Below are 23,831 nucleotides of genomic sequence, written 5' to 3'. Positions count from 1 at the left end.
GAGAGAAGGGCCATCAGATGAGCGTGCTGGTGGTGGGCCTGAGCCACCGGAGCGCCCCGGTGCCGCTGCTGGAACGCACCGCGGCGACGGGCGACGACCTGGTCAAGCTGCTGAACGATGTGGCGGGCTCCCCGTACGTGGCCGAAGTAATGATCGTTTCAACCTGTAACCGGGTCGAGGTCTACGCGGCGGTGGAGAAGTTCCACGGCGGGGTCTCGGCGATCACCGAGATGCTCTCCCGGCATTCCGGTGTCCCCCTCGACGAGCTGGCCCGGCACCTCTACGTGCACTACGAGGACCGGGCCGTCCAGCACATGTTCGCGGTGGCGTGCGGGCTGGACTCGATGGTCGTCGGCGAGAGCCAGATACTCGGCCAGCTGCGCGCCGCGTTCAAGCTCGCCCAGCAGGAGGAGGCCGTCGGCAGGGAACTGCACGAGGTCGTCCAGCGGTCGCTGCGGGTGGGCAAGCGGGCGCACGCCGAGACCGGCATCGACCGGGCCGGGGCCTCGCTGGTCAGCGTGGGCCTGGAAGTGGCGACCCGGCACCTCGGCCCGCTGGACGGGACGCGCGCGCTGGTGGTGGGCGCCGGCTCGATGAGCGCGCTGGCGGTGGCCACGCTGAGCCGGGCGGGCGTCCGCGAGATCGTGGTGGCCAACCGCACCCACGACCGCGCGGTCCGGCTGGCCGGGCAGTACGAGCGGACCCGGGCGATCGAGCTGTCCGGGCTGGACGCCGCGCTGGCCGACGCCGACCTGGTGATCTCCTGCACCGGCGCCCCCGGGCTGGTGGTGCACGCCGACCGGCTCGCCCCCGCGGACCGGCCCCGGTTCTTCCTGGACCTGGCGCTGCCGCACGACATCGACCCCCGGGTGCGCGAGCTGCCTGGAGCGGCCCTGGCCGGCCTGGAGGAGCTGCGCACCGCCGAGGAGGCGGCCCGCGCGATCGGCCCGGAGGCGACCGAGGCGGTCCGCCGGATCGTCGCCGAGGAGGTCGCGGACTTCCTGAATGCCGCCCGGGCCGCGGCCGTGGCCCCTACCGTGGTGGCCCTGCGCAGCAAGGCAGCCCAGGTCGTCGAGGCCGAGCTGAACCGGCTCGGCGGCAGGCTGCCCGAGCTGGACGACCGGGCCCGCGCCGAGGTGGCACAGACCGTCCGGCGGGTGGTCGACAAATTGCTGCACGCGCCGACCGTGCGGGTCAAGGAACTCGCGTCGGCACCCGGCGGCGACGCGTACGCGACCGCGCTGCGCGAGCTGTTCGACCTCGACCCCCAGGCGCCCGAGGCCGTCGCCCGCGCCGATATCGAAGGAACCGACCCATGAGCGCGAGAACGCTGAGGCTGGGCACCCGCAAGAGCCTGCTGGCCGTCACCCAGGCGCAGCTCGTCGCCGACGAGCTGTCGCGCCGTACCGGGTATGCGGTGGAACTGGTCGGGGTAACGACCGAGGGTGACGTTTCGAAGGCGCTGCTGGCGCAGATCGGCGGCACCGGGGTCTTCGTCAACGCGCTCCGAGAGCGGCTGCTGTCGGGTGGGGTGGACTTCGCGGTGCATTCGCTGAAGGACCTGCCGACCGCCCCGGGCGTGGGTATCACGCTGGCCGCCGTCCCGCAGCGCGAGGATCCCCGCGACGCCCTGTGCGGGTCGGCCAAGCTCGCCGATCTGCCGCGGGGGGCGCGGGTGGGCACCGGGTCGCCGCGCCGGATGGCCCAGCTGCGGGCGCTCCGCCACGACCTGGAGGTGGTGCCGATCCGCGGCAACGCCGACACCCGCCTGCGCAAGGTGACCGAGGGGGAGCTGGACGCCGTGGTGCTCGCCTGCGCCGGGCTGAGCAGGATCGACCGGCTGGACGAGGCGGCCGAGATCTTCGACCCGGACCAGATGCTGCCGGCCCCCGGCCAGGGAGCGCTGGCCGTCGAGTGCGCCGCGGACCGGCCGGATCTGGCCGAGTTGCTGGCCGCGGTCGACGACCCGGCGACCCGGGCCGCCGTCACCGCGGAACGGACGGTCCTGGCGGCGCTGGAGGCGGGATGTTCCGCGCCCGTGGGAGCATACGCTGCCGAAGTAGAACAAAAGTTGCATTTGACGGCCAACGTCGTCGCCCTGGACGGCACCCGCCAGGTGCGGCTATCCGCAAGCGGCCACCCGCAGGACGCGGCGCGGCTGGGCGGCGATCTCGCCGCCCGCCTCTTCGCCGAGGGGGCCGACCAGTTGATGGGGGAGCGGCACATTGAGCCCCGCTAGCAAGAAGACCGAGACCGACCAGGCCACGGACCCCACGACCGGCCCCGGGACGGGCACGGTCGCGTTCGTCGGGATGGGCCCGGGCGACCCCGGGCTGCTCACCCTGCGGGCGGCCGACGAGCTGAGCCGGGCCGACACCGTCGTCGTGAACCAGGCCCGCTGCCACCCCGACCTGCTGGCGCGCTGCCGCGACGGCGTCGAGATCCTCGACACCGCCGAGGACGACCCGGTACGGCTGGTCGCCGGGGCCGCCGAGGCGGGCCGGCGGGTCGTCCGGCTGTTCGCCGGCGACCCCGGGGTGTCCTGCGACAGCGCCCGCGAGGCGGCCGCCTGCACCCGGGCCGGCATCCCCTTCGAGTTCGTGCCCGGCGTCTCCTCGATCACCGCGGTGCCCGGCTACGCCGGCATCCCGCTCACCGACGCGCGGACCCGCGAGATCCGGGTGATCGACGTCGCCGAGGGCGGGGTGGACTGGGAGCGGTTCTCCGTGCCCGACGCGACCCTGGTGATCCTGGGCGCCGAGAGCTCGGTCGCCGACGTCGCCAAGGGCCTGATGGCCGCGGGCCGGCCCGACTCCACCCCCGTCGCGATGACCAGCATGGGCACCACCACCGAGCAGGAGACGGTGGTCACCACGCTCAACCGGCTGGTCGCCGAGACCAAGGGCATGGAAGCGCCCGCCATGATCATCGTGGGCGACGTGGTCACCCGGCAGGCCGAGCTCTCCTGGTTCGAGACCAAGCCGCTGTTCGGCTGGCGGGTGCTCGTCCCGCGGACCAAGGAGCAGGCCGCCTCGCTGTCGGAACAACTGCACTCCTACGGGGCGGTGCCCGAGGAGGTCCCGACCATCTCGGTCGAGCCGCCGCGCACCCCGCAGCAGATGGACCGGGCGGTCAAGGGCCTGGTCACCGGCCGGTACGAGTGGGTGGTCTTCACCTCCACCAACGCGGTCCGCGCGATCCGCGAGAAGTTCATCGAGTACGGTCTCGACGCGCGGGCCTTCGCCGGCCTCAAGGTCGCGGCCGTGGGCGAGCAGACCGCGGCGGCGCTGGTCGAGTTCGGCGTCCACCCCGACCTGCTGCCCACCGGCCAGGAGTCCAGCGAGGGGCTGCTGGAGGTCTGGCCGCCCTACGACCCCGACCTCGACCCGATCAACCGGGTGCTGCTGCCGCGCGCCGACATCGCCACCGACACCCTGCTCGCCGGGCTGACCGAGCTGGGCTGGGAGTGCGACGACGTCACCGCGTACCGCACCGTGCGGGCCGCGCCGCCGCCGCAGCCGATCCGCGAAGCGATCAAGGGCGGCGGCTTCGACGCGGTACTGTTCACCTCGTCCTCGACGGTCCGCAACCTGATCGGGATCGCCGGCAAGCCGCACAACGTGACCGTGATCGCGGTGATCGGCCCGCAGACCGCCAAGACGGCCCAGGAGTACGGGCTGCGCGTCGACGTGATGGCCGAGAAGGCTTCCGTGGCGGCGCTGGCCGAGGCGCTGGCGGAGTTCGGCGCCCGGCGCAGGGCCGCGCAGGTCGAGGCCGGCGACCCGCTCCGCAAGCCCAGCCAGATGCGCCGCGGCGCCCGGCGCCGCAGGTAGGAGACAACCGAGATGTCCCCCGGCTTCCCCGTCGTCCGACCCCGCCGGCTGCGCCGCACCCCGGCGCTGCGCAGGCTGGTCGCCGAGACGCGGCTCGCCCCGGCCGACCTGATCCTGCCGATGTTCGTCAAGGAGGGCATCTCCGCGCCGCACCCGATCGGCTCGATGCCCGGCGTGGTCCAGCACACCCGGGACACGCTGCGCAAGGCCGCGCACGAGGCGGCCGAGGCGGGCGTCGGCGGGCTGATCCTGTTCGGCGTCCCCGCGGAGAAGGACGGCACGGGCTCGGCCGCCGACGACCCCGACGGCGTCGTGCAGCGGGCGCTGCGCGACCTGTCCGCCGACCTCGGCGACGCCACCGTGCTGATGGCCGACCTGTGCCTGGACGAGTACACCGACCACGGGCACTGCGGCATCCTCACCGGGTCCGGCGAGGTCGACAACGACGCGACGCTGCAGCGGTACGCCTCGATCGCGGTGGCCCAGGCCGAGGCCGGGGTCGCGGTGGTGGCCCCCAGCGGCATGATGGACGGCCAGGTCGGCACCATCCGGACCGCGCTCGACGAGGCCGGCCACTCCAGCGTGTCGATCATGGCCTACTCGGCCAAGTACGCCTCGGCGTTCTACGGCCCGTTCCGGGAGGCCGCCGAGTGCGCGCCGCAGTTCGGCGACCGGTCGGCCTACCAGCAGGACCCGGCCAACGCCGACGAGTCGCTGCGCGAGGTGCTGCTCGACCTCGACGAGGGCGCCGACATCGTCATGGTCAAGCCCGCCGGGCCCTACCTCGACGTCGTCCGCCGGGTCCGCGACACGGTGGACGTTCCGGTGGCGGCGTACCAGGTGAGCGGCGAGTACTCGATGATCGAGGCCGCCGCGGCCAACGGCTGGCTCGACCGCGACCGCACGATCATGGAGTCGCTGACCGGCATCCGGCGGGCCGGGGCCGACATCGTCCTGACCTACTGGGCGACCGAGGTCGCCCGCCGGCTGGCGTGACCGGAGGATCATCGGCCCCGTAGTCAATTGGGGCCGTTTCCGGGGGTTGGATGAATGCCGCGGCGGGGCGTTCGCCATCATCGGGGGTAGCGAGCGGACCTGGGCCGACGTGCCCGCGGGGGGGAGCGAACATGTTGGCAGTCACAGGGGGCAGGCGGCAACGGGCTCGGCACCGGATGATCGCCGCCGCACGCGATTACGCGGACCGGGGGTGGGCCTGCGTACCGGCGGCGTCCCCGATGGCCGGGGGCGACCGGGCGTGTTCCTGCGACCGGGTCGGCTGCCCGTCGCCCGCCGCGCACCCCCTGTCGGCCGCCTGGGCGCTCCAGGCCACCGTCGACCAGGCGGTGCTGAAACGCTGGTGGGCCGACCAGCCGCAGGCCAACATCGTCCTTCCCACGGGGCGGGTCTTCGACGTCTTCGACGTCCCCGCCGCCGTCGGCGCCGCGGCGCTGGCCCGGATCGAGGCCGAGGACCTGCCGGTCGGCCCGGTGGCCTCGGTCGGCGGCGAGCGGCACCTGTTCTTCGTGGCGACCCGGGGCGCCCCGGTGGACGAGGACGAGTGGTGGTCGTCCAACCTCGACTGCCTGCCCGAGACCGTCGCAGACATGCCCGGGATGCGCTGGCACTGCCGCGACAGCTACGTGGTGGCCCCGCCGTCGGTGCTCCCGTACGGCCGTGAGGCGGCCTGGCTCCGCGCCCCGGGCCGGGACCCCCTGCCCGACCCGCTGCGCCTGCTGGAAGTCCTCGCGGACGTCTCCTAGCCGCTCCTAGCGGGGCCGGGCGATCGCCACCCGGCGCCCCCAGTTCGCGTAGTGGGTGCGGTAGGTCTGCGCGCGGCCGTCCGGCCCGGTCACCGAGTACTGCACCTTCAGCGGCAGGCCGGTGCGGTCCAGCTCGATCACGAAGCTCGCCTGGCCGCTTCCGGCCAGACGGGTGAACAGCGGCCCGGCGACCGGCGTCCCGCCCAGCCCCGCCAGGGGGGTGGTGCCCCGGTAGACGGGGTTGCCGGGCTGCCCCGCCGCCCCGCCGGTCTGCTGGATCGACGTGCTCGACTGCAGCAGCGCGATGACGCCCCGCACCGAACCGCCCTCCCGGGCCCGGGCGGCGAGGCCGGCGTACGCGCCGGTGGCCTGGGCGACCGGCACGGGCCGCCAGGCGGAACCCACCCGGACGTACACGACCGTCCCGAGGACGATCGCGCGGGCGGGCCGGCGCAGCGCGGCCTGGGCACCGGACACGGTCATGTCGTAGGCGTCGAGCTGGAGCGCGCCGCGGGCGCTGACGCCGGGCCCGCGGTGCACGAAGGACGCGCTGCGCCGGGCGGTCACCGCGGTGGTGACCTGCCGGGCGAGGTCGGCGCCGGCGACGGCCCCGGGCGCCGGGGTGGTCGGCTGTGCGGCGGCGGGCTGGGACGAGGCGGGCGGGGAAGGTGGCGGCCCGTCCGACCCGCCGGACGAGCCGGTGAGGGCGTACGCCCCGCCGGCGGCCGCGGCGACGGCGAGCACGGCGGCCCCGACCGCCCACGGCCACCGGCGGCGCCCGCCCTTCTCGCCGCCCACGGTGCGGTGGGAACCGGACCCGCGGGAGCGGTCAGCGGCCCGCTGCTGGGCCGGATCGGGCGGGGGGAGGGCGGCGGTCGCGGCGGCCATCTCCGTCAGCCTGCTGCGCCCCTGGGCCTCCCAGGCGGGTCCGTACGCGGACCGGGCGGCCTCCTCCAGCGCCTCGGCGAAGTCGGCCGCGGAGGCCGGCCGGTCGGCCGGGTCCTTGGCCAGGCCCCGGGAGATCAGCTCGCGCAGCGGGCCGGGCACCTCCTCCACCGGGATGGGGCCCTCGCGGTGCGCCTTGGCCAGCGCGGAGTTGTTCCGCCCGGTGAACGGGCGATGCCCGGTCAGGCACTCGAAGAAGACCACGGTCGCCGCGTACAGGTCGCCGGCCTCACTCGGCGGGGAGCCGCTCCACAGCTCGGGCGCCAGGTAGTCGGCGGTGCCGGGCGGCTCGCCGGGGCTGAGACCGAAGTCGGTGAGCCGGACGTTGCCGGCCTCGTCGATCAGGATCTCGGCGGGCCGCAGGTTGCGGTGCAGGACGCCGGCGGAGTGCACGGCGGCCAGGCCCAGCAGGGTGCCGCCCAGCACCGACAGGGCGGCCAGCGGGCCGGTCGCCCCCTGGGCGGCCAGCATCCGGGCCAGGCTGACGCCCTGGACGAGCTCCATCACCACCGCGGAGCCCTCGGGCAGTTCGAGGAAGTCGTAGAGATCGACGACGTTGGGATCCTCGAGCTGGGACAGCCGCCGCGCGTCCGCCCGGTACCGCTCGAGGAAGCGGCCGTCCTGCCGCAGATCCTCGTTCAGGTACTTGATCGCCACCGCGGTCTGGGACTCGTCGTCCACGGCCAGCACCACCCGCCCGCAGGCGCCTCGCCCGAGCTCCTGCCGGTGCGTGAAACCAGGGGCCGTCCAGCCGTCCACCACGTTGTGCTTCCCTCCGGTCGCCCGGCCCGGCGGGGTCCCCGGGCCTCCGCTCATGGGCATGTTCGTGGGATATCGGCCGGTTATACGTCGGGTCAAGGGCCGTCATCAAACCGGAACTGAGAGACTGGTCCGGTGACTGGCATCGATCACTCCGAGCAATGGTTCAACCGCGCACAGGAAGTCACCCCCGGCGGTGTCAACTCCCCGGTCCGCGCCTTCCGCGCGGTGGGCGGCCGGCCGGCGTTCATGGCCTCCGCCCGGGGCCCGTACCTCACGGACGTGGACGGTACGGAGTACGTCGACCTCGTCTGCTCCTGGGGGCCGATGATCCTCGGGCACGCCCATCCCGCCGTCGTCGAGGCCGTCCGGGCGGCGGCCGGGCGGGGCACTTCCTACGGCGCGCCCACCCCCGGCGAGGTCGAGCTCGCCGAGGAGATCGCGGCCCGCACCCCGGTGGACCGGGTGCGGCTGGTCAGCTCCGGCACCGAGGCGACGATGTCGGCGATCCGGCTCGCCCGCGGCTTCACCGGCCGGGCCAAGGTGGTGAAGTTCGCCGGCTGCTACCACGGCCACGTGGACGCGCTGCTGGCCGCCGCCGGCTCGGGCGTGGCGACGTTCGCGCTGCCCGACACCCCCGGGGTCACCGGGGCCGCCGCCGGCGACACGCTCGTGCTGCCCTACAACGACGTCGGCGCCGTGGAGGAGGCGTTCGCCGAGTACGGCGGGCAGATCGCCTGCGTGATCACCGAGGCGTGCCCGGCCAACATGGGCGTGGTGCCGCCGATCCCCGACTTCAACCGGCTGCTCAAGTCGCTCTGCGAGCGGTACGGCGCGCTGCTGGTGATCGACGAGGTGCTGACCGGGTTCCGGGTGAGCCGGTCGGGCTGGTACGGGCTGGAGGGGGTCGCCGGCGACCTGGTGACCTTCGGCAAGGTGATGGGCGGCGGGCTGCCCGCGGCGGCGTTCGGCGGCCGGGCCGAGGTGATGGACCAGCTCGCGCCGGTCGGTCCCGTCTACCAGGCGGGCACCCTGTCGGGCAATCCGCTGGCCACCGCGGCCGGGCTGGCCACCCTGCGCAACGCCACCGAGGACGTCTACGCCACCATCGACCAGGCCGCCGCGACCGTCGCCCGGGCGGCGACGGAGGCGCTGGCCAAGGAGGGCGTGCCGCACCGGCTCCAGGTCGCGGGCAACCTGTTCTCGGTCTTCTTCACCGACGCGGCGGTGGGCGACTTCGCCGCGGCGCAGCGGCAGGACACCCGGGCGTTCGCCGCGTTCTTCCACGAGGCGCTGCGGCGGGGCGTCTACCTGCCGCCGTCGGCGTACGAGGCGTGGTTCCTGTCGGCCGCGCACGACGACGCGGCGCTGGAGCGGGTGGTCGAGGCGCTGCCGCACGCGGCCCGGGCGGCGGCGGCCGTCCAGGGTTGACCAGGTCTGGATGATCGGGGCGGACGGTTTTAGTATCGCTTCATGCTCGACCTCGATCGGCTGCGCGCGCTGCACGCCGTCTCCGTCCACGGTTCGGTCGGCGCCGCGGCCGACGTCCTGCACGTCACCACCTCGGCCGTCTCCCAGCAGCTCGCCAAGCTGGAGCGGGAGACCGGCCAGAAGCTGCTGGAGCGGCACGGCCGCGGGGTGCGCCTGACCGACGCCGCCGAACTGCTCGTCTCGCACGCCGAGCGCATCCTGTCGCTGGTGGAGCAGGCCCAGGCCGACCTGGAGGCGCATCGCGGCAAGGTGGTCGGGGAGCTGTCGATGGCGGCCTTCCCGACCGCGACCCGCGGGCTGGCCCCCGCCGCGCTGGCCGCGCTGCGCGCCGGGCACCCGGGGCTGCGGGTGGTGCTCAACGAGAAGGATCCGGTCGTCAGCGTCCCGATGGTGGCCCGCGGTGACCTCGATCTGGCCATCGTCCAGGACTGGGGCAACCGGCCGCTGTCCATCCCCGACGGCCTGCTCCGGGGCGGCATCTGCGAGGACGTGGCGGACGTCGCGCTGCCCGCCGACCACCCGCTGGCCGACCGGGACGTCGTGGAACTCAAGGAGCTCTCCGGCGACCCGTGGATCTGCGACGCCCCGGGCACGATCTGCCATGACTGGCTGACCCACACGCTGCGCACCATCGGGGGCGAGCCGCACATCGACCACATGGCACAGGAGCTCTCCAGCCAGTTGGCCCTGGCCGCGGCCGGGCTGGGTGCGGTGGTCCTGCCCCGGCTGGGCCGCTGCGACGTGCCCGCCGGGGTGCGCCTGGTGGAGCTGCGGCCGGTGCCGTCCCGCAGCGTCTACGCCGTCTGGCGGGAGCAGGCCACCCGCCGGCCGGCCATCCGCGCCGCCCTCCAGGCGTTCCGCGCCGCCGCGTGACACCGCCGGACCAGCGGGGACGGCCCCCGGCGGGTACGGTTCCGCGGCGCGGGTAGTCTGGCGAGGCCATGAGTGAGAAGACGATCGTTCACCTGCTGAGGCACGGCGAGGTGCACAACCCAGAAGGCATCCTTTACGGGCGACTGCCGGGCTACCAGCTCAGTGAGAACGGGGTTCTCATGGCGCAGGCGGCGGCCAAGTGGTTCGCCTCCCGAGACGTCAAGGCGCTGCTGTCGTCGCCCATGGAGCGGGCGCAGCAGACCGCCGAGCCGCTGGCCGAGATGATCGGGCTGCCGGTGCTGCTCGACGACCGGCTGATCGAGGCGGGCAACCGGTTCGAGGGGCTGACCTTCGGGGTGGGCCGGGGCTCGCTGCGCCGCCCCCACCACTGGCCGCACCTGATCAACCCGGTCAGGCCGTCCTGGGGCGAGCCCTACGAGGAGATCGCCGCGCGGATGGTCGCCGCGGTGAAGCGCGCCCGCGCGGAGGCCCGCGGGCATGAGGCGGTCTGCGTGAGCCACCAGCTGCCGATCTGGATCCTCCGCCGCAAGGCCGAGAAGCAGCGCCTGTGGCACCACCCGGCCCGCCGCCAGTGCGAGCTGGCCAGCGTCACCAGCCTGACCTTCGACGGCGACCGCCTGGTCTCGGTGGACTACGCCGAACCGGCCGGGGGCCTGGTCAAGCGCCCCACCGTCCCCGGCGCCTGACCCAGGCACTACAGTGAAGTACTACATCTTGTAGTAGTAGGAGAGTCGGTTGATTCCCCGAGCCTTCCGCGCCCTGGCAGTAGCCACTTTGGGGCTCGCCCTGCTGCCCGTGCTGCTCGCCGGCTGCGCGGGCGGTCAGACCGGCGCGACCACCGGCGACTCGCGGTTCGTCGCCGGCGACGGCAGCGCCCAGGTGATCACCCCCGCCGACCGCAAGGCCGGCCCCCAGGTCTCGGGCAGCACCCTGGAGGACCGCCCGCTGAACCTGGCCGACCTGCGCGGCAAGGTCGTGGTCGTCAACTTCTGGGCCTCCTGGTGCGCCCCCTGCCGGGGCGAGGCGCCCACCCTGGAGAAGATCTACGCCGAGCAGAAGCCGCGCGGCGTGGAGTTCGTCGGCATCGACATCAAGGACGGCAAGGAGCCCGCCCGGGCCTTCCAGCGCGGCTTCAAGGTCACCTACCCCAGCCTGTTCGACCCCGATGGCCGACTCACCCTGGCTTTCCGCGACGTCCCCCCCAACGCCGTCCCCAGCACCCTGGTCCTCGACCGCCAGGGCCGCGTCGCCGTCCGCATCATCGGCCCCACCACCTACTCCGCCCTCACCCCCCTGCTCACGCGGGTCACAGCGGAGAAGTGACATGGCAGTCCCAGTCGATGCGCAGCGAGGCGGTCCGGGAGCGGCGCCCGCGCCGTCTGGACTGAGGAGCGGTGAAGATCGTGAGGAACGAGCGATCTTCACCGCGACGAGGGAAGACGGCGCGCCGAAGGCGCCGCGACAAGCGCGAGGAACGAGCGCCAAGTGAGCACAGTCATTCTGGGCGGGTCTCTGGTGCTGGCCATGCCGCTGGCGATGCTGGCCGGGCTGGTGTCGTTCGTGTCGCCGTGCGTGTTGCCGCTGGTGCCCGGCTACCTGTCGTACGTGACCGGCATGTCGGGGGTGGACCTCGCCGAGCAGCGGCGCGGCCGGCTGCTGGCCGGGGCGGTGCTGTTCATCGCGGGCTTCTCGGTGGTGTTCGTCGGCGCCGGGCTGGCGTTCGGCGGGCTGGGGCGGTGGCTGCTGGAGTACGCGGACCCGCTCACCCGGGTGCTGGGCGTGCTGACGATCGTGTTCGGCCTGGCGTTCATGGGCTTCCTCCCGGGCCTGCAGCGCACGGTGAAGTCCGGGCGGCTGCCCGCGGCGGGGCTGGCGGGGGCGCCGCTGCTGGGCGTGCTGTTCGGGCTGGGCTGGACGCCGTGCATCGGGCCGACGCTGGCGGCCGTCCAGTCGCTGGCGTTCAGCGAGGCGAGCGCGGTCCGGGGGGCGGTACTGTCGCTGGCGTACTGCCTGGGCCTGGGCCTGCCGTTCGTGATCACGGCGCTGGCCTACCGCCGGGCGCTGGGCGCCTTCGGGTGGGTGAAGCGGCACTACGGGGCGGTCACCCGGGTCGGCGGCGGCATGCTCGTCGCCCTCGGCGTGCTGCTGGTGACCGGCCTGTGGGGTGACCTGACCATCTGGCTGCGGTCGTGGATCGGCGGCTTCGAGACGGTGATTTGAGATGACGGAAACGACGGCGGCCGACCCCGTGACCGAGCCCGCCCCGCCGCCGCGGCCCGGGGGGATGGGCCCGCTGGGCTGGCTGCGCTGGGGCTGGCGGCAGCTCACCTCCATGCGCACCGCGCTGGTCCTGCTGTTCCTGGTGGCGCTGGGCTCGGTGCCGGGCTCGGTGCTGCCGCAGCGCGGGCAGGCCCCCGAGAAGGTCGCCGAGTTCTTCACCGACCACCCGACGCTGGCGCCCTGGCTGGACCGGCTGTCGATGTTCGACGTCTTCGCCGCGCCCTGGTTCGCCGCCGTCTACATCCTGCTGTTCGTGTCGCTGGCGGGCTGCGTCATCCCGCGCGGGCGCAAGCACCTGAAGGCGATGCGGGCCCGGCCGCCGGCGGCGCCGCGGCGGTTGGACCGGCTGCCGCAGTCGGCGTCGTTCGAGACGGACCGGGACGCCGCCGAGGTGCTGGCCGAGGCCCGGCAGGCGCTGCGGCGGCGCAGGTACCGGGTGGACGGCGATGACGGCTCGGTGGCCGCGGAGAAGGGCCACCTGGGCGAGACCGGGAACCTGGTCTTCCACCTGGCGCTGCTGGCGCTGCTGTTCGCGGTGGGGTTCGGCTCGGCGTTCGGCTACCGGGGCAACATGCTGGTCACCGAGGGCACCGGCTTCTCCAACTCGCTGGCCTGGTACGACCGGTTCGAGCCGGGCAGCCGGTTCTCGCCGGAGCGGATGGCGCCCTTCTCGTTCACCCTGAACGAGTTCACCGGCACCTACGTGCGGGAGGGCGAGCGGCGCGGCCGGCCGACCCACTTCTCCGCCGACGTCCGCTACCGGGAGACCCCCTCGGGCCCCGAGCGCCGCTACGACCTGCGGGTCAACCACCCGCTCGAGGTGGGCGGGGCCAAGGTGTACCTGCTCGGCCACGGCTACGCGCCGGTCTTCACGGTGCGGGACGGCAAGGGCCAGATCGCCTACCAGGGCGCGGTGCCCTTCCTGCCGCTGGAGGAGCGCAACTTCACGTCCGAGGGCGTCATCAAGGCGGGTGACGCGCAGCCCGAGCAGCTGGGCTTCTACGGGGTGTTCTGGCCCACCGCGGTGCCGGACGCGTCGGGCCGGCAGATCGTCTCCGGTTTCCCGGAGGCGCTGCAGCCCCGGGTGTCGATCATGTCGTTCAAGGGCGATCTGGGGCTGAACTCGGGCATCCCGCAGTCGGTCTACAAGCTCGAAGGCATCGGCAAGAAGCTCCAGCCGATCCGGGGCGGGCAGAAGATCCTCGCGCCGGGCGAGACGTTCACGCTGCCCGACGGGGCCGGGTCGATCACCTTCGACGGCAGCCGCGAGTGGATCACCCTCGCGATCAACCGTGACCCGGGCCGGCTGCCCGCCCTGGCCGCCGCGATCGCCGCGATCCTGGGGCTCGTGGTGTCCTTCATGGTCCGCCGGCGCCGGGTGTGGGTCCGCGCGAGTGGCGCCCCGGGCGGAAGTACCGTGGTCGAGATCGGCGGGCTGACCCTCGGCCACCCCACCGCCGAGTTCGACGAGATCGTCGCGGCCCTGCGCGGCCCCGAGGGCGTCCAGGACGCCGAGAGCACCGAAGAACCTAAGGAGTGACGAGCATGGTCGACCCCGAGCTCGCGAAACTGAGCGATCAGCTCATGCTGGGCACGGTGCTGGCCTACGTGGCCGCCATGCTCGGCTACGCGGCCGATCTGGCGTTCGGGCACCGGCGGGCCGCCGCCGCGGCCGAGCGGAAGGTCCTGGTCGGCGCCGCGGGTTCCGCCGAGGCCGAGACCAAAGCCGAGATCGAGGCTGAGGTTGAGACCGGTACGGAGCCGGGGACCGGTCGCGGCGAGGTCGACTGGGGCCGGTTCGCGGTGCTGTTCACCGTGCTGGGCTGGGGCCTGCACACGGGCTCCCTGGTCACCCGCGGGCTGGCCGTGCAGCGCTGGCCGTGGGCCAACATGTACGAGTTCCTGGCCGCGATCGCGCTGGCCGCGGTGACCGCCTACCTGGTGGTGCTCTGGCGGGAGAAGGCGCGCTTCCTCGGCGCGTTCGTGATGGTGCTGGCGATCGTCGCCCTCGGGGTCGACGTCATCTGGTTCTATACCGACGCGGGCCCGGTGGACCCGGCGCTGAAGTCGTACTGGATCGCGATCCACGTGACCGCGGCGATCGTCTCCACCGGCGGGTTCGCCGTTGCGGGCGTCGCCACCCTGCTCTACCTGCCGGTGGCGAAGCGGGAGGCCCGGGACGCCGTCACCGGCCTGTGGAGCCGGCTGCCGAGCGGCGAGGCGCTGGACCGGCTGGCCAACCGGGTGACCATGTTCGTCTTCCCGATCTGGACCTTCGCCATCATCGCCGGCGCGATCTGGGCCGACGAGGCGTGGGGCCGCTACTGGGGCTGGGACCCCAAGGAGATCTGGTCGTTCGTGACCTGGGTGCTGTACGCGGCGTACCTCCACGCCCGGGCCACCGCCGGCTGGAACCGCCGCGCGCAGATCATTTCTCTGCTGGCCTTCGCGGCCTTGCTGTTCAACTTCTTCGGGGTGAACTACTTGTTCTCGGGACTGCACTCGTACGCCGGCGGCTGATCGTTATCTGTGGCATTCATGAGTCCGTCATGAGTGTCGAGTTATCACGGAGCTGACAATTTCCCGGCCTTTCGGCTCTAGGGAATTGGGCTCAGTCCTCGTCCTGAATTCGGCGATCAAGGGAACGCAGGAAGTCGGGGTCGTCATCGGGGCCGCGCGGCGCCTCCGGAGGCGGCCCCGACGGCCGTTCCACGACCTCGCGCCGCGGCCGGCCGAACAGCAGCCAGGCCGCGGAACCGATGTGCAGGCCGAGCAGCACGACCAGGAGCCAGCCGAACTTCGGCAGCAGCCGAACCTCCCGCTCATCGGTGGTCATCACGTCGAACAGGCAGTACAGCCAGGTGGCGAGCACGATCAGGGCGAGGAGGGCATACAGCATGCTACGCAGGGTAGCTCGCGATTTCCGGGGATGACGCCGTGTCGGCGAGGGGCATACCCTGCCAGTGGGCCTTGAGCGGAGGCCGAGCCGACCATGGCAGTCAGAGGGAGCCAGATGCGGTACAGGGGCATGAGACGAAAGTCCCGCACGCCGCTGGAGACGGTCAGGGAGGCGGGCCTGGAGACGATCCCGGCCTCGTCCCCGGCACCGCCTCCCTCCGAGCACCAGGGGGCCCGGTCACGTGCCGCGCAGCCCCGCGACCGGGTGGGCCGCTTCCGCCGGGCCGGGCGCGACGGCGCCCAGCAGGGCGACGCTCCGGCCGTCCTCGACGCCGAGGGCCGGCGCGGCCGGCGGCCCGCCGAACGGCCCCGCTGGGATGATTTCGAGCTCGACGACGACCTGTCGGGGGTGGCGCCGCGTCCACCTGACTCGCCGGCCCGCGCTGACGGCCGGCGGCACTGCGGGATGCTGGAGAGCGTCCTGATCCGGCAGTGGGACGTCGAGGAGCTGCCGCCGCCCGAGGTGGTCCGCGCCGTCGACAGCCTCGCCGAACTGCCCGACCGGCTCAAGGGCCGGCTGGCGGCCGAACTGGACGGCATCTACGTCGGGCCGGGCGGCGTCCCCGACCTGGACCACATGGGGCATCTCAAGGACCGCCCGCTGCCGTCGGGCCGGGCCACCTGGGACATCTGCGCCGGCGCGTACGGCGACCGCAAGATCGTGGTGGGTGACCGCCCGTCCCCGACCCCGGACGTGATGATGCACGAGGTCGGGCACGCGCTGGACGACATCGACGGCCCCGACAAGGGCTGGCAGTCCGACAGCCCCGCCTTCCGGGCGCTGTACGAGGAGTGCCTGCCCCACTTTGCCAGCGACTTCCACCAGCAGCCGGGCGACCTGGGCCGCCGCGAGTTCTTCGCGGACGCCTTCGCCGCCATCGCCGCCCGCCAGCGGCCCGCCCTGGTGGACATGCTCGGTGGGAACATCCGGGTGGCGCTGAACGTGATGCTCTTCTTCAACCGCCGCTACGGGCTGTGAGGTTGATCGATGTACGTGATCAGACTTCCCAACGGCAAGCTGCGGGTTCCGCACAGCGCCACCAGCGAGGACGGGCGTGTGATCGGCCAGGCCTACGTGGACATCGGGCCGGACGACCCCGACTACACCCGGCTCCTCGACCAGGCGGTGACCGAAGAGGAACTGGAAGAGAAACGACGCCGGTGGCGGGAGGACGACGAGGCTCTACGCCGGCAGTTCGAAGAGTGGAAGGAGGCCGAACACCCCGAGGCCCCGTGAGTTGTCTTCGAACCCGCGCGAGAGTTCAGCGGCCGGAGTGCTCCGGTACGGGCTCTTCTCCGCGCAGCAGCGCGTGCACTTCCGACTCGCGGAACCGGCGGTGTCCCCCGGGCGTGCGGATGCTGCTGATCCGACCCGCCGCGGCCCACCGGGTCACGGTCTTCGGATCGACCCGAAAGAGCGCGGCGACCTCTCCGGGAGTCAGCAGGCGCTCGCTCGTACTCTCCACGTTCTCTCCCCCTTTGTCCCGCTTCCGATGCGGGTGGACAGATTCTTAGTGTGCCGGGTCAAGACCGATTTCTCCCTTGTTTTCGGAAAACATCACCGTCCGTAGTTTTCCGAGCTGCACACATGACTTCAAGTGAACAGGATTTAGGGACCAACCGTCTCACAGAAGTCCATACACCCGGTGTGTATCGCCGGGGACCGGGGGTCACCGGTGCAATGGCGACGACATAGGCTCTTCGTATGTCGGTTGGAACAACCCGTGATGAAGGTGCGCGAGAGCGACAACGAGGACTGGTCGGACTCGAAGCCATCGAGCGGGCGGCCCGCCGATTGCAGGGGGTCGTGGTGCGCACCCCGCTCGTCCCGTTCCCGATGGCCGACCCGCCCCTGCTGATCAAGCCCGAGTCGCTCCAGCCGACCGGGGCCTTCAAGCTGCGGGGCGCGTACTCGGCCCTCGCCGCGCTGCCCGAGGAGGCCCGCGCGGCCGGGGTGATCACCCATTCCAGTGGCAACCACGCGCAGGCCGTGGCGTACGCGGCCCGGGCGATGGGCGTCCCGGCGGTCCTGGTCGTCCCGCACACCACCCCGCAGGTGAAGGTGACCGCCTGCCAGGCCCTCGGCGCCGAGATCGTCTTCGTCGAGCCGACGATGGAGGCCCGCACCGGCACGGCCGAGCGGCTGGCGCAGGCGCACGGCTTCGCGCTGATCCCGCCGTTCGACGACGCCCAGGTGATCGCCGGCCAGGGCACCGTGGGGCTGGAGATCGTCGAGGACGCCCCCGACGTCGAGGTCGTGCTCGTACCGGTCGGCGGTGGCGGGCTGATCTCGGGAATCGCCGCCGCGATCCGGGCGCTGCGCCCCGCCGCCCAGGTGATCGGGGTGGAACCCACGCTGGCCGCCGACGCGCGGGACTCGCTGCGCGCCGGCCACCCGGTGGAGTGGGCCGCCGAGCGGACCTCCCGCACGATCGCCGACGCGCTGCGCGTCCAGCGGGTGGGCGACCTGCCGTTCGCGCACATCCGCGAGTACGTCGACGACATCGTCACGGTCGGCGAAAACGAGATCAGCACGGCGATGCGGCGGCTGGCCGGCGAGGCCCGCCTGGTCGCCGAGCCCGGCGGCGCGGTCGCCGTCGCCGCCTACCTGTTCCACCGCGACCGCCTGCCGGTGGCCAGCGCCTACGTCGCGGTCCTGTCGGGCGGCAACGTGGACCCCGCGCTGCTCGCCGGGGTCCTCGCCCCACAGGCTGACCCGCTCCGCCCCCTCGGCTAACCTCGGAACCGCCATGAAACCAGTACTCGCCTACACGGCGGCCCGGGTGGTCCTGTTCGTGGCCACCCTCGGCGTGCTCTACCTGTTCGGCGCCCGGGGCGTCCTGCTGCTCCTGCTCGCCCTGGTGGTCAGCGGCCTCGTCAGCTTCGTCCTGCTGTCGGCCCGCCGCGACGCCATGTCCGCCACCGTCACCGACACCCTGCGCACCCGCAAGCGCCTGTTCGACGAAGCCCCCGGCAAAGAGGACGCCTGAGGGACCGCGCGTCTGGCTGGACTCGCCCGCTAAGTAAGGTCGGCGGAGGAGGTGCCGGGTGGCCGTTCAGGTGTCGGTCTGCGGGCCGCGTGACTGTACGGAGGACGATCGGCGGCACGCCCGGGAGCTGGGCCGGTTGCTGGCCGAGCGGGGAGCCGTGGTGATCTGCGGTGGTTACACCGGGGTGATGGCCGAGGTGGCGGCCGGGGCGCGGGCGGCGGGCGGGACCGTGGTGGGCATCCTGTCCCGGGCCGACCGGGAGGGCGCCAACCCCGACCTGACCATCGCCATCCCCACCGGGGTCGGCGAGGCCCGCAACAACATCATCGTCAACTCGGGCGACGCCGTGATCGTGGTCGGTGGCTCCTGGGGGACGCTGTCCGAACTGGCCCTGGCGATGCGCCGGGGCCGCGCCCCGGTCGTCCAGCTCGGCGGCTGGCGACTCCACGACCAGGACGGGAACCCCGTTCCGGGGATCAGGCACGCCACCACGCCGGAAGAGGCCATCCGCCGCACCGGGCTGTGGTCTTGACCACCTGCGCGACCCCTGCCGATGCGGGACCGGTGGGAAGCTCCGTTCCGTGACGGCCGTCGTTCCTCCGGATTCCCGCGGGCGGTGCCGGCCTGAGGGTCTTCCGGTCGCGGGTTCCCGGGCGTCGATGGCGGGCCGGGCACGCCCTAGGCTGGCGGGCATGACCCGCGCCTCCCTGGACAAGCAGCCCGCCGACGTGGCGGCGATGTTCGACCGCACCGCCGAGAAGTACGACCTGCTGAACACCCTGATGACGGGCGGCAGCGACCGGCGGTGGCGGCGTGCGGTGGTCCGGGCGGTGGACGCGCGGGCCGGTGAGCGGGTGCTCGACCTGGCGGCCGGCACGGGCACCTCGGCGGTGCCGTTCGCCGAAGTCGGGGCCCGTACCGTGGCGTGTGACTTCTCGCTGGGGATGCTCCGGGTCGGGACGCGCCGCCAGGCGGGCACGCCGGGGCTGCGGTTCGTGGCGGGGGACGCGCTGCGGCTGCCGTTCGCCGACGGGGCTTTCGACGCGGTGACAATCTCGTTTGGATTGCGCAACGTGGCCGACACGGTGGCGGCGCTGCGCGAGATGTACCGGGTCACCCGGCCGGGGGGCCGGATCGTGGTGTGCGAGGTCAGTCACCCGTCCAACGCCCTGCTGGGGTTCGGGCACCGGATGCACCTGAGGTACGGGCTGCCGCTGCTGGCCAGGGTCAGCTCCAACCCAGACTCTTATAACTATTTGGCAGAGTCGACCCTCGCCTGGCCCGACCAGGCGACGCTGGCGACGCGCCTCCAGGAGGCGGGCTGGGCGTCGGTGCGCTGGCGCGACCTGACGTTCGGCGTGGCGGCCCTCCACCACGGGCGCCGGCCCGATACGTGAAAAACGGATAGACCGGTCCAAACCAAGTACGGGGTCGCTTGCTCGTAAACCCCGAAGTAGGCATAGACTCGCGACGAGTCCTTGTGAAGTGCTTCACAAGCGAACTAGGCCAGAGGAAGACGCAGTGACCGACTCCGCCCGAGAAGCCGACGTCATCGTCGTCGGGGCAGGCCCCGCCGGCTCGACTACCGCGTATTACCTCGCGCAGGCCGGCCTGGACGTGCTGCTGCTGGAAAAGGCGACCTTCCCGCGGGACAAGATCTGCGGAGATGGCCTGACCCCGCGAGCCGTCCGCCAGCTCATCGCGATGGGCATCGACATCGACGCCCCCGGCTGGATCCGCAACAAGGGCCTGCGCATCTACGGCGGCGGCGTCAAGGTCGAGCTGCCCTGGCCCGAACTCGCCAGCTTCCCCGACTTCGGCCTGGTCCGCGCCCGGACGGACCTCGACGAGATCCTCGCCGAGCGGGCCGTGACCGCCGGGGCCGAACTGCTCCAGGGCACCAACGTCCAGGCGCCGATCATCGACGAGCGCCTCGACCGCATCGTGGGCGTCACCGCCAAGCGGGACGGCGCGGAGGTCGAGTACCGCGCCCCGCTGGTGGTCGCGGCCGACGGGAACTCCACCCGGCTCTCCCTGGCCATGGGCCTGCGCAAGCGCGAGGACCGGCCGATGGGCGTGGCCGTGCGCCGCTACTACACCACCCCCCGGCACGACGACGACTTCCTCGAATCCTGGCTGGAACTGTGGGACGGCGACCGGCTGCTGCCCGGCTACGGCTGGGTGTTCGGCGTCGGCAACGGCACCTCCAACGTCGGGCTGGGCCTGCTGAACACCAGCGGCTCGTTCCAGAACACCGACTACCGGGCCATGCTCCGGCGCTGGACCGCCGGGATGCCCCCGGAGTGGCAGTTCACCGAGGAGTTCGCCACCGGCCCGATCCGCGGGGCGGCGCTGCCGATGGGCTTCAACCGGCAGCCGCACTACACCCGGGGCATGCTGCTCGTCGGCGACGCCGGCGGCATGATCAACCCGTTCAACGGTGAGGGCATCGACTACGCCATGGAGTCGGGGCACCTGGCCGCCGACATCATCGTCCAGGCGCTGGCCCGGCCCACCGCGGCGCAGCGGGAGCGGGCGCTGTACCAGTACCCGCGCATCCTCAAGGAGGAGCACGGCGGGTACTTCACCATCGGCCGCCTCTTCGTGCAGATGATCGGCAACCCTCGGATCATGAGTTTCCTGACCCGGCACGGCCTGCCGCACCCCACCCTGATGCGGTTCACCCTCAAGCTGCTCGCCAACCTCACCGACCCGCGGGACGGCGACGCGGCGGACCGGGTCATCAACGCGATGACGAAGGTGGCGCCCGCAGCATGAGCCCGCATCCCGAAATGACGTGGTCGCGCGCCGTGACTATGGTTGCTACCCGCGACCTGGACAACGGCGGCTCGATGGCGGCCGTTCCCACCCTGACCGAGAAGGAGGTGTAGAGGCGATGGACCTCTACGTCCCGATCGTCGTGCTGGGAGTGCTCGCGTTCCTGTTCGCCGCCGGCTCGGTCGTGATGGCGGCCTTCACCGGCCCCAAGCGGTGGAACAAGGCCAAGCTGGAGGCCTACGAGTGCGGCATCGAGCCGACTCCGCAGCCGGTCGGCGGTGGGCGCTTCCCGGTGAAGTACTACCTGACGGCGATGCTCTTCATCGTCTTCGACATCGAGATCATCTTCCTCTACCCGTGGGCCGTGGCCTTCGACAGCCTGGGGATCTTCGGTCTGGTCGAGATGGCGCTGTTCATCGCCACGGTTCTGGTCGCCTACGCCTACGTCTGGCGGCGCGGCGGCCTGGAGTGGGACTAGGGGGCTAGAAACATGGGACTGGAAGAGAAACTTCCCAGCGGCTTCCTGCTGAGCACGGTCGAGCAGGTCGCGGGCTGGGCACGGAAGAGTTCGGTGTGGCCGGCGACGTTCGGTCTCGCCTGCTGCGCGATCGAGATGATGGCGGCCGGTGACCCGCGGCACGACTTCTCCCGGTGGGGGATGGAGCGGGCGTCCGCGACGCCGCGGCAGGCCGACCTGATGATCGTCGCGGGCCGGGTGAGTCAGAAGATGGCCCCGGTGCTGCGGCAGATCTACGACCAGATGTCCGAACCCAAGTGGGTCATCGCGATGGGCGTGTGCGCCTCCAGCGGCGGCATGTTCAACAACTACGCGATCGTGCAGGGCGTCGACCACATCGTCCCGGTGGACATCTACCTGCCCGGCTGCCCGCCGCGGCCCGAGATGCTGCTGGACGCGATCCTCAAGCTGCACGACAAGATCCAGAACACCAAGCTGGGCCCGCACCGGGCCAAGCAGATCCAGGAGATCGAGGAGTCCCGGCGCCGGGCGCTGCCGCTCCTCGGACAGCAGGGGGCACTGTGAGCTCGCAGCATCCCGAGCAGCAGGCCGAGCAGGCCGCCGACCAGCTCCCGGCGCAGGCCGCGGAGGACCGCCGCGAGCAGCCCGTCGCGCGGATGGGCATGTTCGGCGCCAAGGACACCGGCGACACCTCCGGCTACGGCCGGCTGGTCGTCCGGCAGTCGCCCAAGGTGTGGGCGGAGCGGCCGTACGGCGGTCCTGGTGGCGCGGTCGAGCCGGGCGAGTTCGACACGGTGGCCGACGAACTGGAACGCGCCTTTCCTGACTTCGGCGACGCGATCGAGCGGATCGTCGTCGACCGCGGCGAGATGACCTTCTTCGTGCGGCGCGAGCACCTGCCCGCGGTGGCGCAGACCATGCGCGACGACGCCACGCTGCGCTTCGAGCTGTGCACCGGGGTGTCCGGCACGCACTACCCGCAGGAGACCGGGGCCGAGCTGCACGCGGTCTACCACCTGCTGTCGATGACGCACAACCGGCGGGTCCGGCTGGAGGTCACCTGCCCGGACGCCGACCCGCACATCCCGTCGATCGTGTCGATCTACCCGACCAACGACTGGCACGAGCGCGAGACCTACGACTTCTTCGGCATCGTCTTCGACGGGCATCCGGCGCTGACCCGCATCCAGATGCCCGACGACTGGGTGGGCCACCCGCAGCGCAAGGACTACCCGCTGGGCGGCATCCCCGTCGAATACCGAGGCGCGGAGATCCCGCCCCCCGACCAGCGGAGGTCGTACACATGAGCTCCTCGACCAAGTACACCGAGTACGACGCCTACGCCGCCGACGCCGCCGAGGGCAAGGTCTTCAACGTCGCCGGCCAGGACTGGGACCAGGTCACCACCGGAGCCCACGACGCGGGCGACGAGCGGATGGTCATCAACATGGGCCCGCAGCACCCGTCCACGCACGGGGTGCTCCGGCTGGTGCTGACCCTCGACGGCGAGACGGTGACCGAGGCCCGGGTGGGCATCGGCTACCTGCACACCGGCATCGAGAAGAACATGGAGTACCGGACGTGGACCCAGGGGTCCACGTTCTGCACCCGCATGGACTACCTCGCGCCGATCTTCAACGAGGCGGCGTACAGCCTCGGTGTGGAGAAGCTGCTCGGCATCACCGACCAGATCCCCGAGCGGGCCCAGATCATCCGCGTGATGATGATGGAGCTCAACCGGATCTCCTCGCACCTGGTGGCGATCGCCACCTTCGGCCTGGAGCTGGGCGCCACCACGGTCATGCTCAACGGGTTCATCGAGCGCGAGTACACCCTCGACATCTTCGAGCTGGTGACCGGCCTGCGGATGAACATGGCGTACGTGCGGCCCGGCGGGGTCGCGCAGGACCTGCCGCCCGGGGCGATCGACCGGATCACCGAGTACCTGAAGCGGATGCCCGTCCGCATCCAGCAGATGCGCAAGCTGATGGACTCCAACCCGGTGTACCTGGCACGCACCAAGGACATCGCCTACCTCGACCTGACCGGGTGCATGGCGCTGGGCATCACCGGCCCGGTGCTGCGCGCGACCGGGCTGCCGTGGGACCTCCGCAAGACGCAGCCGTACTGCGGTTACGAGACCTACGACTTCGACGTGCACACCCAGGACACCAGCGACGTGTACGGCCGCTACCTCGTCCGGATGGCCGAGATGGAGGAGTCGCTGAAGATCATCGAGCAGTGCGTGCAGCGGCTCCAGGCCGTCAAGGGCCCGGTGATGATCGAGGACAAGAAGATCGGCTGGCCCGCGCAGCTCGCCCTCGGCGCCGACGGGCTGGGCAACTCGCCCAAGCACATCGCGCACATCATGGGCACCTCGATGGAGGCCCTGATCCACCACTTCAAGCTGGTCACCGAGGGGTTCCGGGTGCCGGCCGGGCAGGTCTACAGCGCGGTCGAGTCGCCGCGCGGCGAGCTCGGCGTGCACCTGGTCAGCGACGGCGGCACCCGCCCGTACCGGGCGCACTTCCGCGACCCGTCCTTCACCAACCTGCAGGCCACCGCCGCGATGTGCGAGGGCGGCATGGTCGCGGACGTGATCGCCGCCGTGGCCAGCATCGATCCCGTGATGGGGGGCGTCGACCGATGAGGGGCGCGAGCGAGA

General features: G+C 72.4%; 26 protein-coding genes. 23 read left to right on the top strand and 3 right to left on the bottom strand.

The window, feature by feature from the left end; translation table 11 throughout:
* Nucleotides 1-17: 17 nt before the first annotated feature.
* The 5 genes from DPM19_RS11380 to DPM19_RS11360 all read left to right on the top strand — a co-directional run bounded on the left by DPM19_RS11380 (nt 18) and on the right by DPM19_RS11360 (nt 5,593).
* Complete coding sequence (locus tag DPM19_RS11380) at nt 18-1,319, top strand: glutamyl-tRNA reductase (protein WP_111865945.1); 1,302 nt, start codon at nt 18-20, stop codon at nt 1,317-1,319.
* Nucleotides 1,316-2,239, top strand: a complete 924-nt coding sequence (gene hemC / locus DPM19_RS11375) for a hydroxymethylbilane synthase (RefSeq protein WP_111865943.1) — start codon at nt 1,316-1,318, stop codon at nt 2,237-2,239. Before DPM19_RS11380 ends, hemC begins: the two co-directional genes overlap by 4 nt.
* Nucleotides 2,226-3,833: a bifunctional uroporphyrinogen-III C-methyltransferase/uroporphyrinogen-III synthase gene (locus DPM19_RS11370; RefSeq protein WP_267900871.1), complete on the top strand. Its 1,608-nt coding sequence runs from the start codon at nt 2,226-2,228 to the stop codon at nt 3,831-3,833. The genes hemC and DPM19_RS11370 overlap by 14 nt, the downstream gene beginning before the upstream one ends.
* Nucleotides 3,834-3,845: 12 nt before the next feature.
* The gene (gene hemB / locus DPM19_RS11365; protein WP_111865941.1) at nt 3,846-4,829 is read left to right on the top strand and encodes a porphobilinogen synthase; all 984 of its coding nucleotides are present in this window, start codon (nt 3,846-3,848) and stop codon (nt 4,827-4,829) included.
* A gap of 131 nt (nt 4,830-4,960) precedes the next feature.
* Nucleotides 4,961-5,593 (top strand): bifunctional DNA primase/polymerase, encoded by a 633-nt coding sequence (locus DPM19_RS11360; protein ID WP_111865938.1) that lies wholly within the window; start codon nt 4,961-4,963, stop codon nt 5,591-5,593.
* Nucleotides 5,594-5,599: 6 nt separating this feature from the next.
* On the opposite strand, the gene DPM19_RS11355 is transcribed toward DPM19_RS11360, so the two are convergent.
* Nucleotides 5,600-7,354 carry a serine/threonine-protein kinase gene (locus DPM19_RS11355; protein WP_158566759.1) on the bottom strand — a complete coding sequence of 585 codons (1,755 nt, stop codon included), beginning with the start codon at nt 7,352-7,354 and terminating at the stop codon, nt 5,600-5,602.
* A 78-nt stretch (nt 7,355-7,432) separates the two neighbouring features.
* Between DPM19_RS11355 and hemL the strand changes: the two genes are divergently transcribed.
* The 7 genes from hemL to ccsB all read left to right on the top strand — a co-directional run bounded on the left by hemL (nt 7,433) and on the right by ccsB (nt 14,482).
* Nucleotides 7,433-8,728 (top strand): glutamate-1-semialdehyde 2,1-aminomutase, encoded by a 1,296-nt coding sequence (gene hemL, locus DPM19_RS11350; RefSeq protein WP_111865932.1) that lies wholly within the window; start codon nt 7,433-7,435, stop codon nt 8,726-8,728.
* Nucleotides 8,729-8,770: 42 nt separating this feature from the next.
* Nucleotides 8,771-9,661 carry a LysR family transcriptional regulator gene (locus DPM19_RS11345; protein WP_111865930.1) on the top strand — a complete coding sequence of 297 codons (891 nt, stop codon included), beginning with the start codon at nt 8,771-8,773 and terminating at the stop codon, nt 9,659-9,661.
* 68 nt (nt 9,662-9,729) lie between these two features.
* Nucleotides 9,730-10,368, top strand: a complete 639-nt coding sequence (locus tag DPM19_RS11340; RefSeq protein ID WP_111865927.1) for a histidine phosphatase family protein — start codon at nt 9,730-9,732, stop codon at nt 10,366-10,368.
* Nucleotides 10,369-10,417: 49 nt separating this feature from the next.
* Nucleotides 10,418-11,005 (top strand): TlpA family protein disulfide reductase, encoded by a 588-nt coding sequence (locus DPM19_RS11335; RefSeq protein ID WP_325050214.1) that lies wholly within the window; start codon nt 10,418-10,420, stop codon nt 11,003-11,005.
* Nucleotides 11,006-11,206: 201 nt separating this feature from the next.
* A complete protein-coding gene (locus DPM19_RS11330) occupies nt 11,207-11,902 on the top strand; it encodes a cytochrome c biogenesis CcdA family protein (RefSeq protein ID WP_111866384.1) in 696 nt (231 codons plus the stop codon).
* A 1-nt stretch (nt 11,903) separates the two neighbouring features.
* Entirely contained in the window at nt 11,904-13,502 is a 1,599-nt protein-coding gene (gene resB / locus DPM19_RS11325; protein WP_111865924.1) for a cytochrome c biogenesis protein ResB, read from the top strand.
* 5 nt (nt 13,503-13,507) lie between these two features.
* Nucleotides 13,508-14,482, top strand: coding sequence for a c-type cytochrome biogenesis protein CcsB (ccsB, locus tag DPM19_RS11320; protein ID WP_111865921.1), 975 nt, complete (start codon nt 13,508-13,510; stop codon nt 14,480-14,482).
* Nucleotides 14,483-14,573: 91 nt separating this feature from the next.
* On the opposite strand, the gene DPM19_RS11315 is transcribed toward ccsB, so the two are convergent.
* Nucleotides 14,574-14,861 (bottom strand): PLDc N-terminal domain-containing protein, encoded by a 288-nt coding sequence (locus DPM19_RS11315; RefSeq protein WP_111865919.1) that lies wholly within the window; start codon nt 14,859-14,861, stop codon nt 14,574-14,576.
* A 129-nt stretch (nt 14,862-14,990) separates the two neighbouring features.
* On the opposite strand from DPM19_RS11315, the gene DPM19_RS11310 reads away from it, so the two are divergent.
* Nucleotides 14,991-15,899: a hypothetical protein gene (locus DPM19_RS11310; protein WP_233510037.1), complete on the top strand. Its 909-nt coding sequence runs from the start codon at nt 14,991-14,993 to the stop codon at nt 15,897-15,899.
* A 9-nt stretch (nt 15,900-15,908) separates the two neighbouring features.
* Nucleotides 15,909-16,157, top strand: a complete 249-nt coding sequence (locus tag DPM19_RS11305; protein WP_111865914.1) for a hypothetical protein — start codon at nt 15,909-15,911, stop codon at nt 16,155-16,157.
* A gap of 25 nt (nt 16,158-16,182) precedes the next feature.
* On the opposite strand, the gene DPM19_RS11300 is transcribed toward DPM19_RS11305, so the two are convergent.
* Nucleotides 16,183-16,386, bottom strand: coding sequence for a BldC family transcriptional regulator (locus DPM19_RS11300; RefSeq protein WP_111865912.1), 204 nt, complete (start codon nt 16,384-16,386; stop codon nt 16,183-16,185).
* Nucleotides 16,387-16,625: 239 nt separating this feature from the next.
* Between DPM19_RS11300 and DPM19_RS11295 the strand changes: the two genes are divergently transcribed.
* The 9 genes from DPM19_RS11295 to DPM19_RS11255 all read left to right on the top strand — a co-directional run bounded on the left by DPM19_RS11295 (nt 16,626) and on the right by DPM19_RS11255 (nt 23,816).
* The gene (locus DPM19_RS11295) at nt 16,626-17,657 is read left to right on the top strand and encodes a threonine ammonia-lyase (protein ID WP_111865909.1); all 1,032 of its coding nucleotides are present in this window, start codon (nt 16,626-16,628) and stop codon (nt 17,655-17,657) included.
* Nucleotides 17,658-17,670: 13 nt separating this feature from the next.
* The gene (locus DPM19_RS11290) at nt 17,671-17,910 is read left to right on the top strand and encodes a DUF4229 domain-containing protein (protein ID WP_111865906.1); all 240 of its coding nucleotides are present in this window, start codon (nt 17,671-17,673) and stop codon (nt 17,908-17,910) included.
* Between the two features lie 58 nt (nt 17,911-17,968).
* On the top strand, nt 17,969-18,442 hold the full coding sequence (locus DPM19_RS11285; RefSeq protein WP_111865903.1) for a TIGR00725 family protein: 474 nt from the start codon (nt 17,969-17,971) through the stop codon (nt 18,440-18,442).
* 160 nt (nt 18,443-18,602) lie between these two features.
* Nucleotides 18,603-19,307 (top strand): demethylmenaquinone methyltransferase, encoded by a 705-nt coding sequence (locus DPM19_RS11280; RefSeq protein WP_111865900.1) that lies wholly within the window; start codon nt 18,603-18,605, stop codon nt 19,305-19,307.
* 124 nt (nt 19,308-19,431) lie between these two features.
* On the top strand, nt 19,432-20,688 hold the full coding sequence (locus DPM19_RS11275) for a geranylgeranyl reductase family protein (protein WP_111865897.1): 1,257 nt from the start codon (nt 19,432-19,434) through the stop codon (nt 20,686-20,688).
* Between the two features lie 118 nt (nt 20,689-20,806).
* Entirely contained in the window at nt 20,807-21,166 is a 360-nt protein-coding gene (locus DPM19_RS11270; protein WP_111865894.1) for an NADH-quinone oxidoreductase subunit A, read from the top strand.
* 12 nt (nt 21,167-21,178) lie between these two features.
* Nucleotides 21,179-21,730 carry a NuoB/complex I 20 kDa subunit family protein gene (locus DPM19_RS11265; RefSeq protein WP_111865891.1) on the top strand — a complete coding sequence of 184 codons (552 nt, stop codon included), beginning with the start codon at nt 21,179-21,181 and terminating at the stop codon, nt 21,728-21,730.
* Nucleotides 21,727-22,473 carry an NADH-quinone oxidoreductase subunit C gene (locus DPM19_RS11260; RefSeq protein ID WP_111865889.1) on the top strand — a complete coding sequence of 249 codons (747 nt, stop codon included), beginning with the start codon at nt 21,727-21,729 and terminating at the stop codon, nt 22,471-22,473. The genes DPM19_RS11265 and DPM19_RS11260 overlap by 4 nt, the downstream gene beginning before the upstream one ends.
* Nucleotides 22,470-23,816: an NADH-quinone oxidoreductase subunit D gene (locus DPM19_RS11255; protein WP_111865886.1), complete on the top strand. Its 1,347-nt coding sequence runs from the start codon at nt 22,470-22,472 to the stop codon at nt 23,814-23,816. The genes DPM19_RS11260 and DPM19_RS11255 overlap by 4 nt, the downstream gene beginning before the upstream one ends.
* Nucleotides 23,817-23,831: the final 15 nt, after the last annotated feature.

It is taken from the genome of Actinomadura craniellae, from assembly GCF_003289645.1.
Classification (GTDB): Bacteria; Actinomycetota; Actinomycetes; order Streptosporangiales; family Streptosporangiaceae; genus Actinomadura_D; species Actinomadura_D craniellae.
Note: the sequence above shows the minus strand (reverse complement) of the source record. Positions and strands in the feature narration are given on the sequence as shown.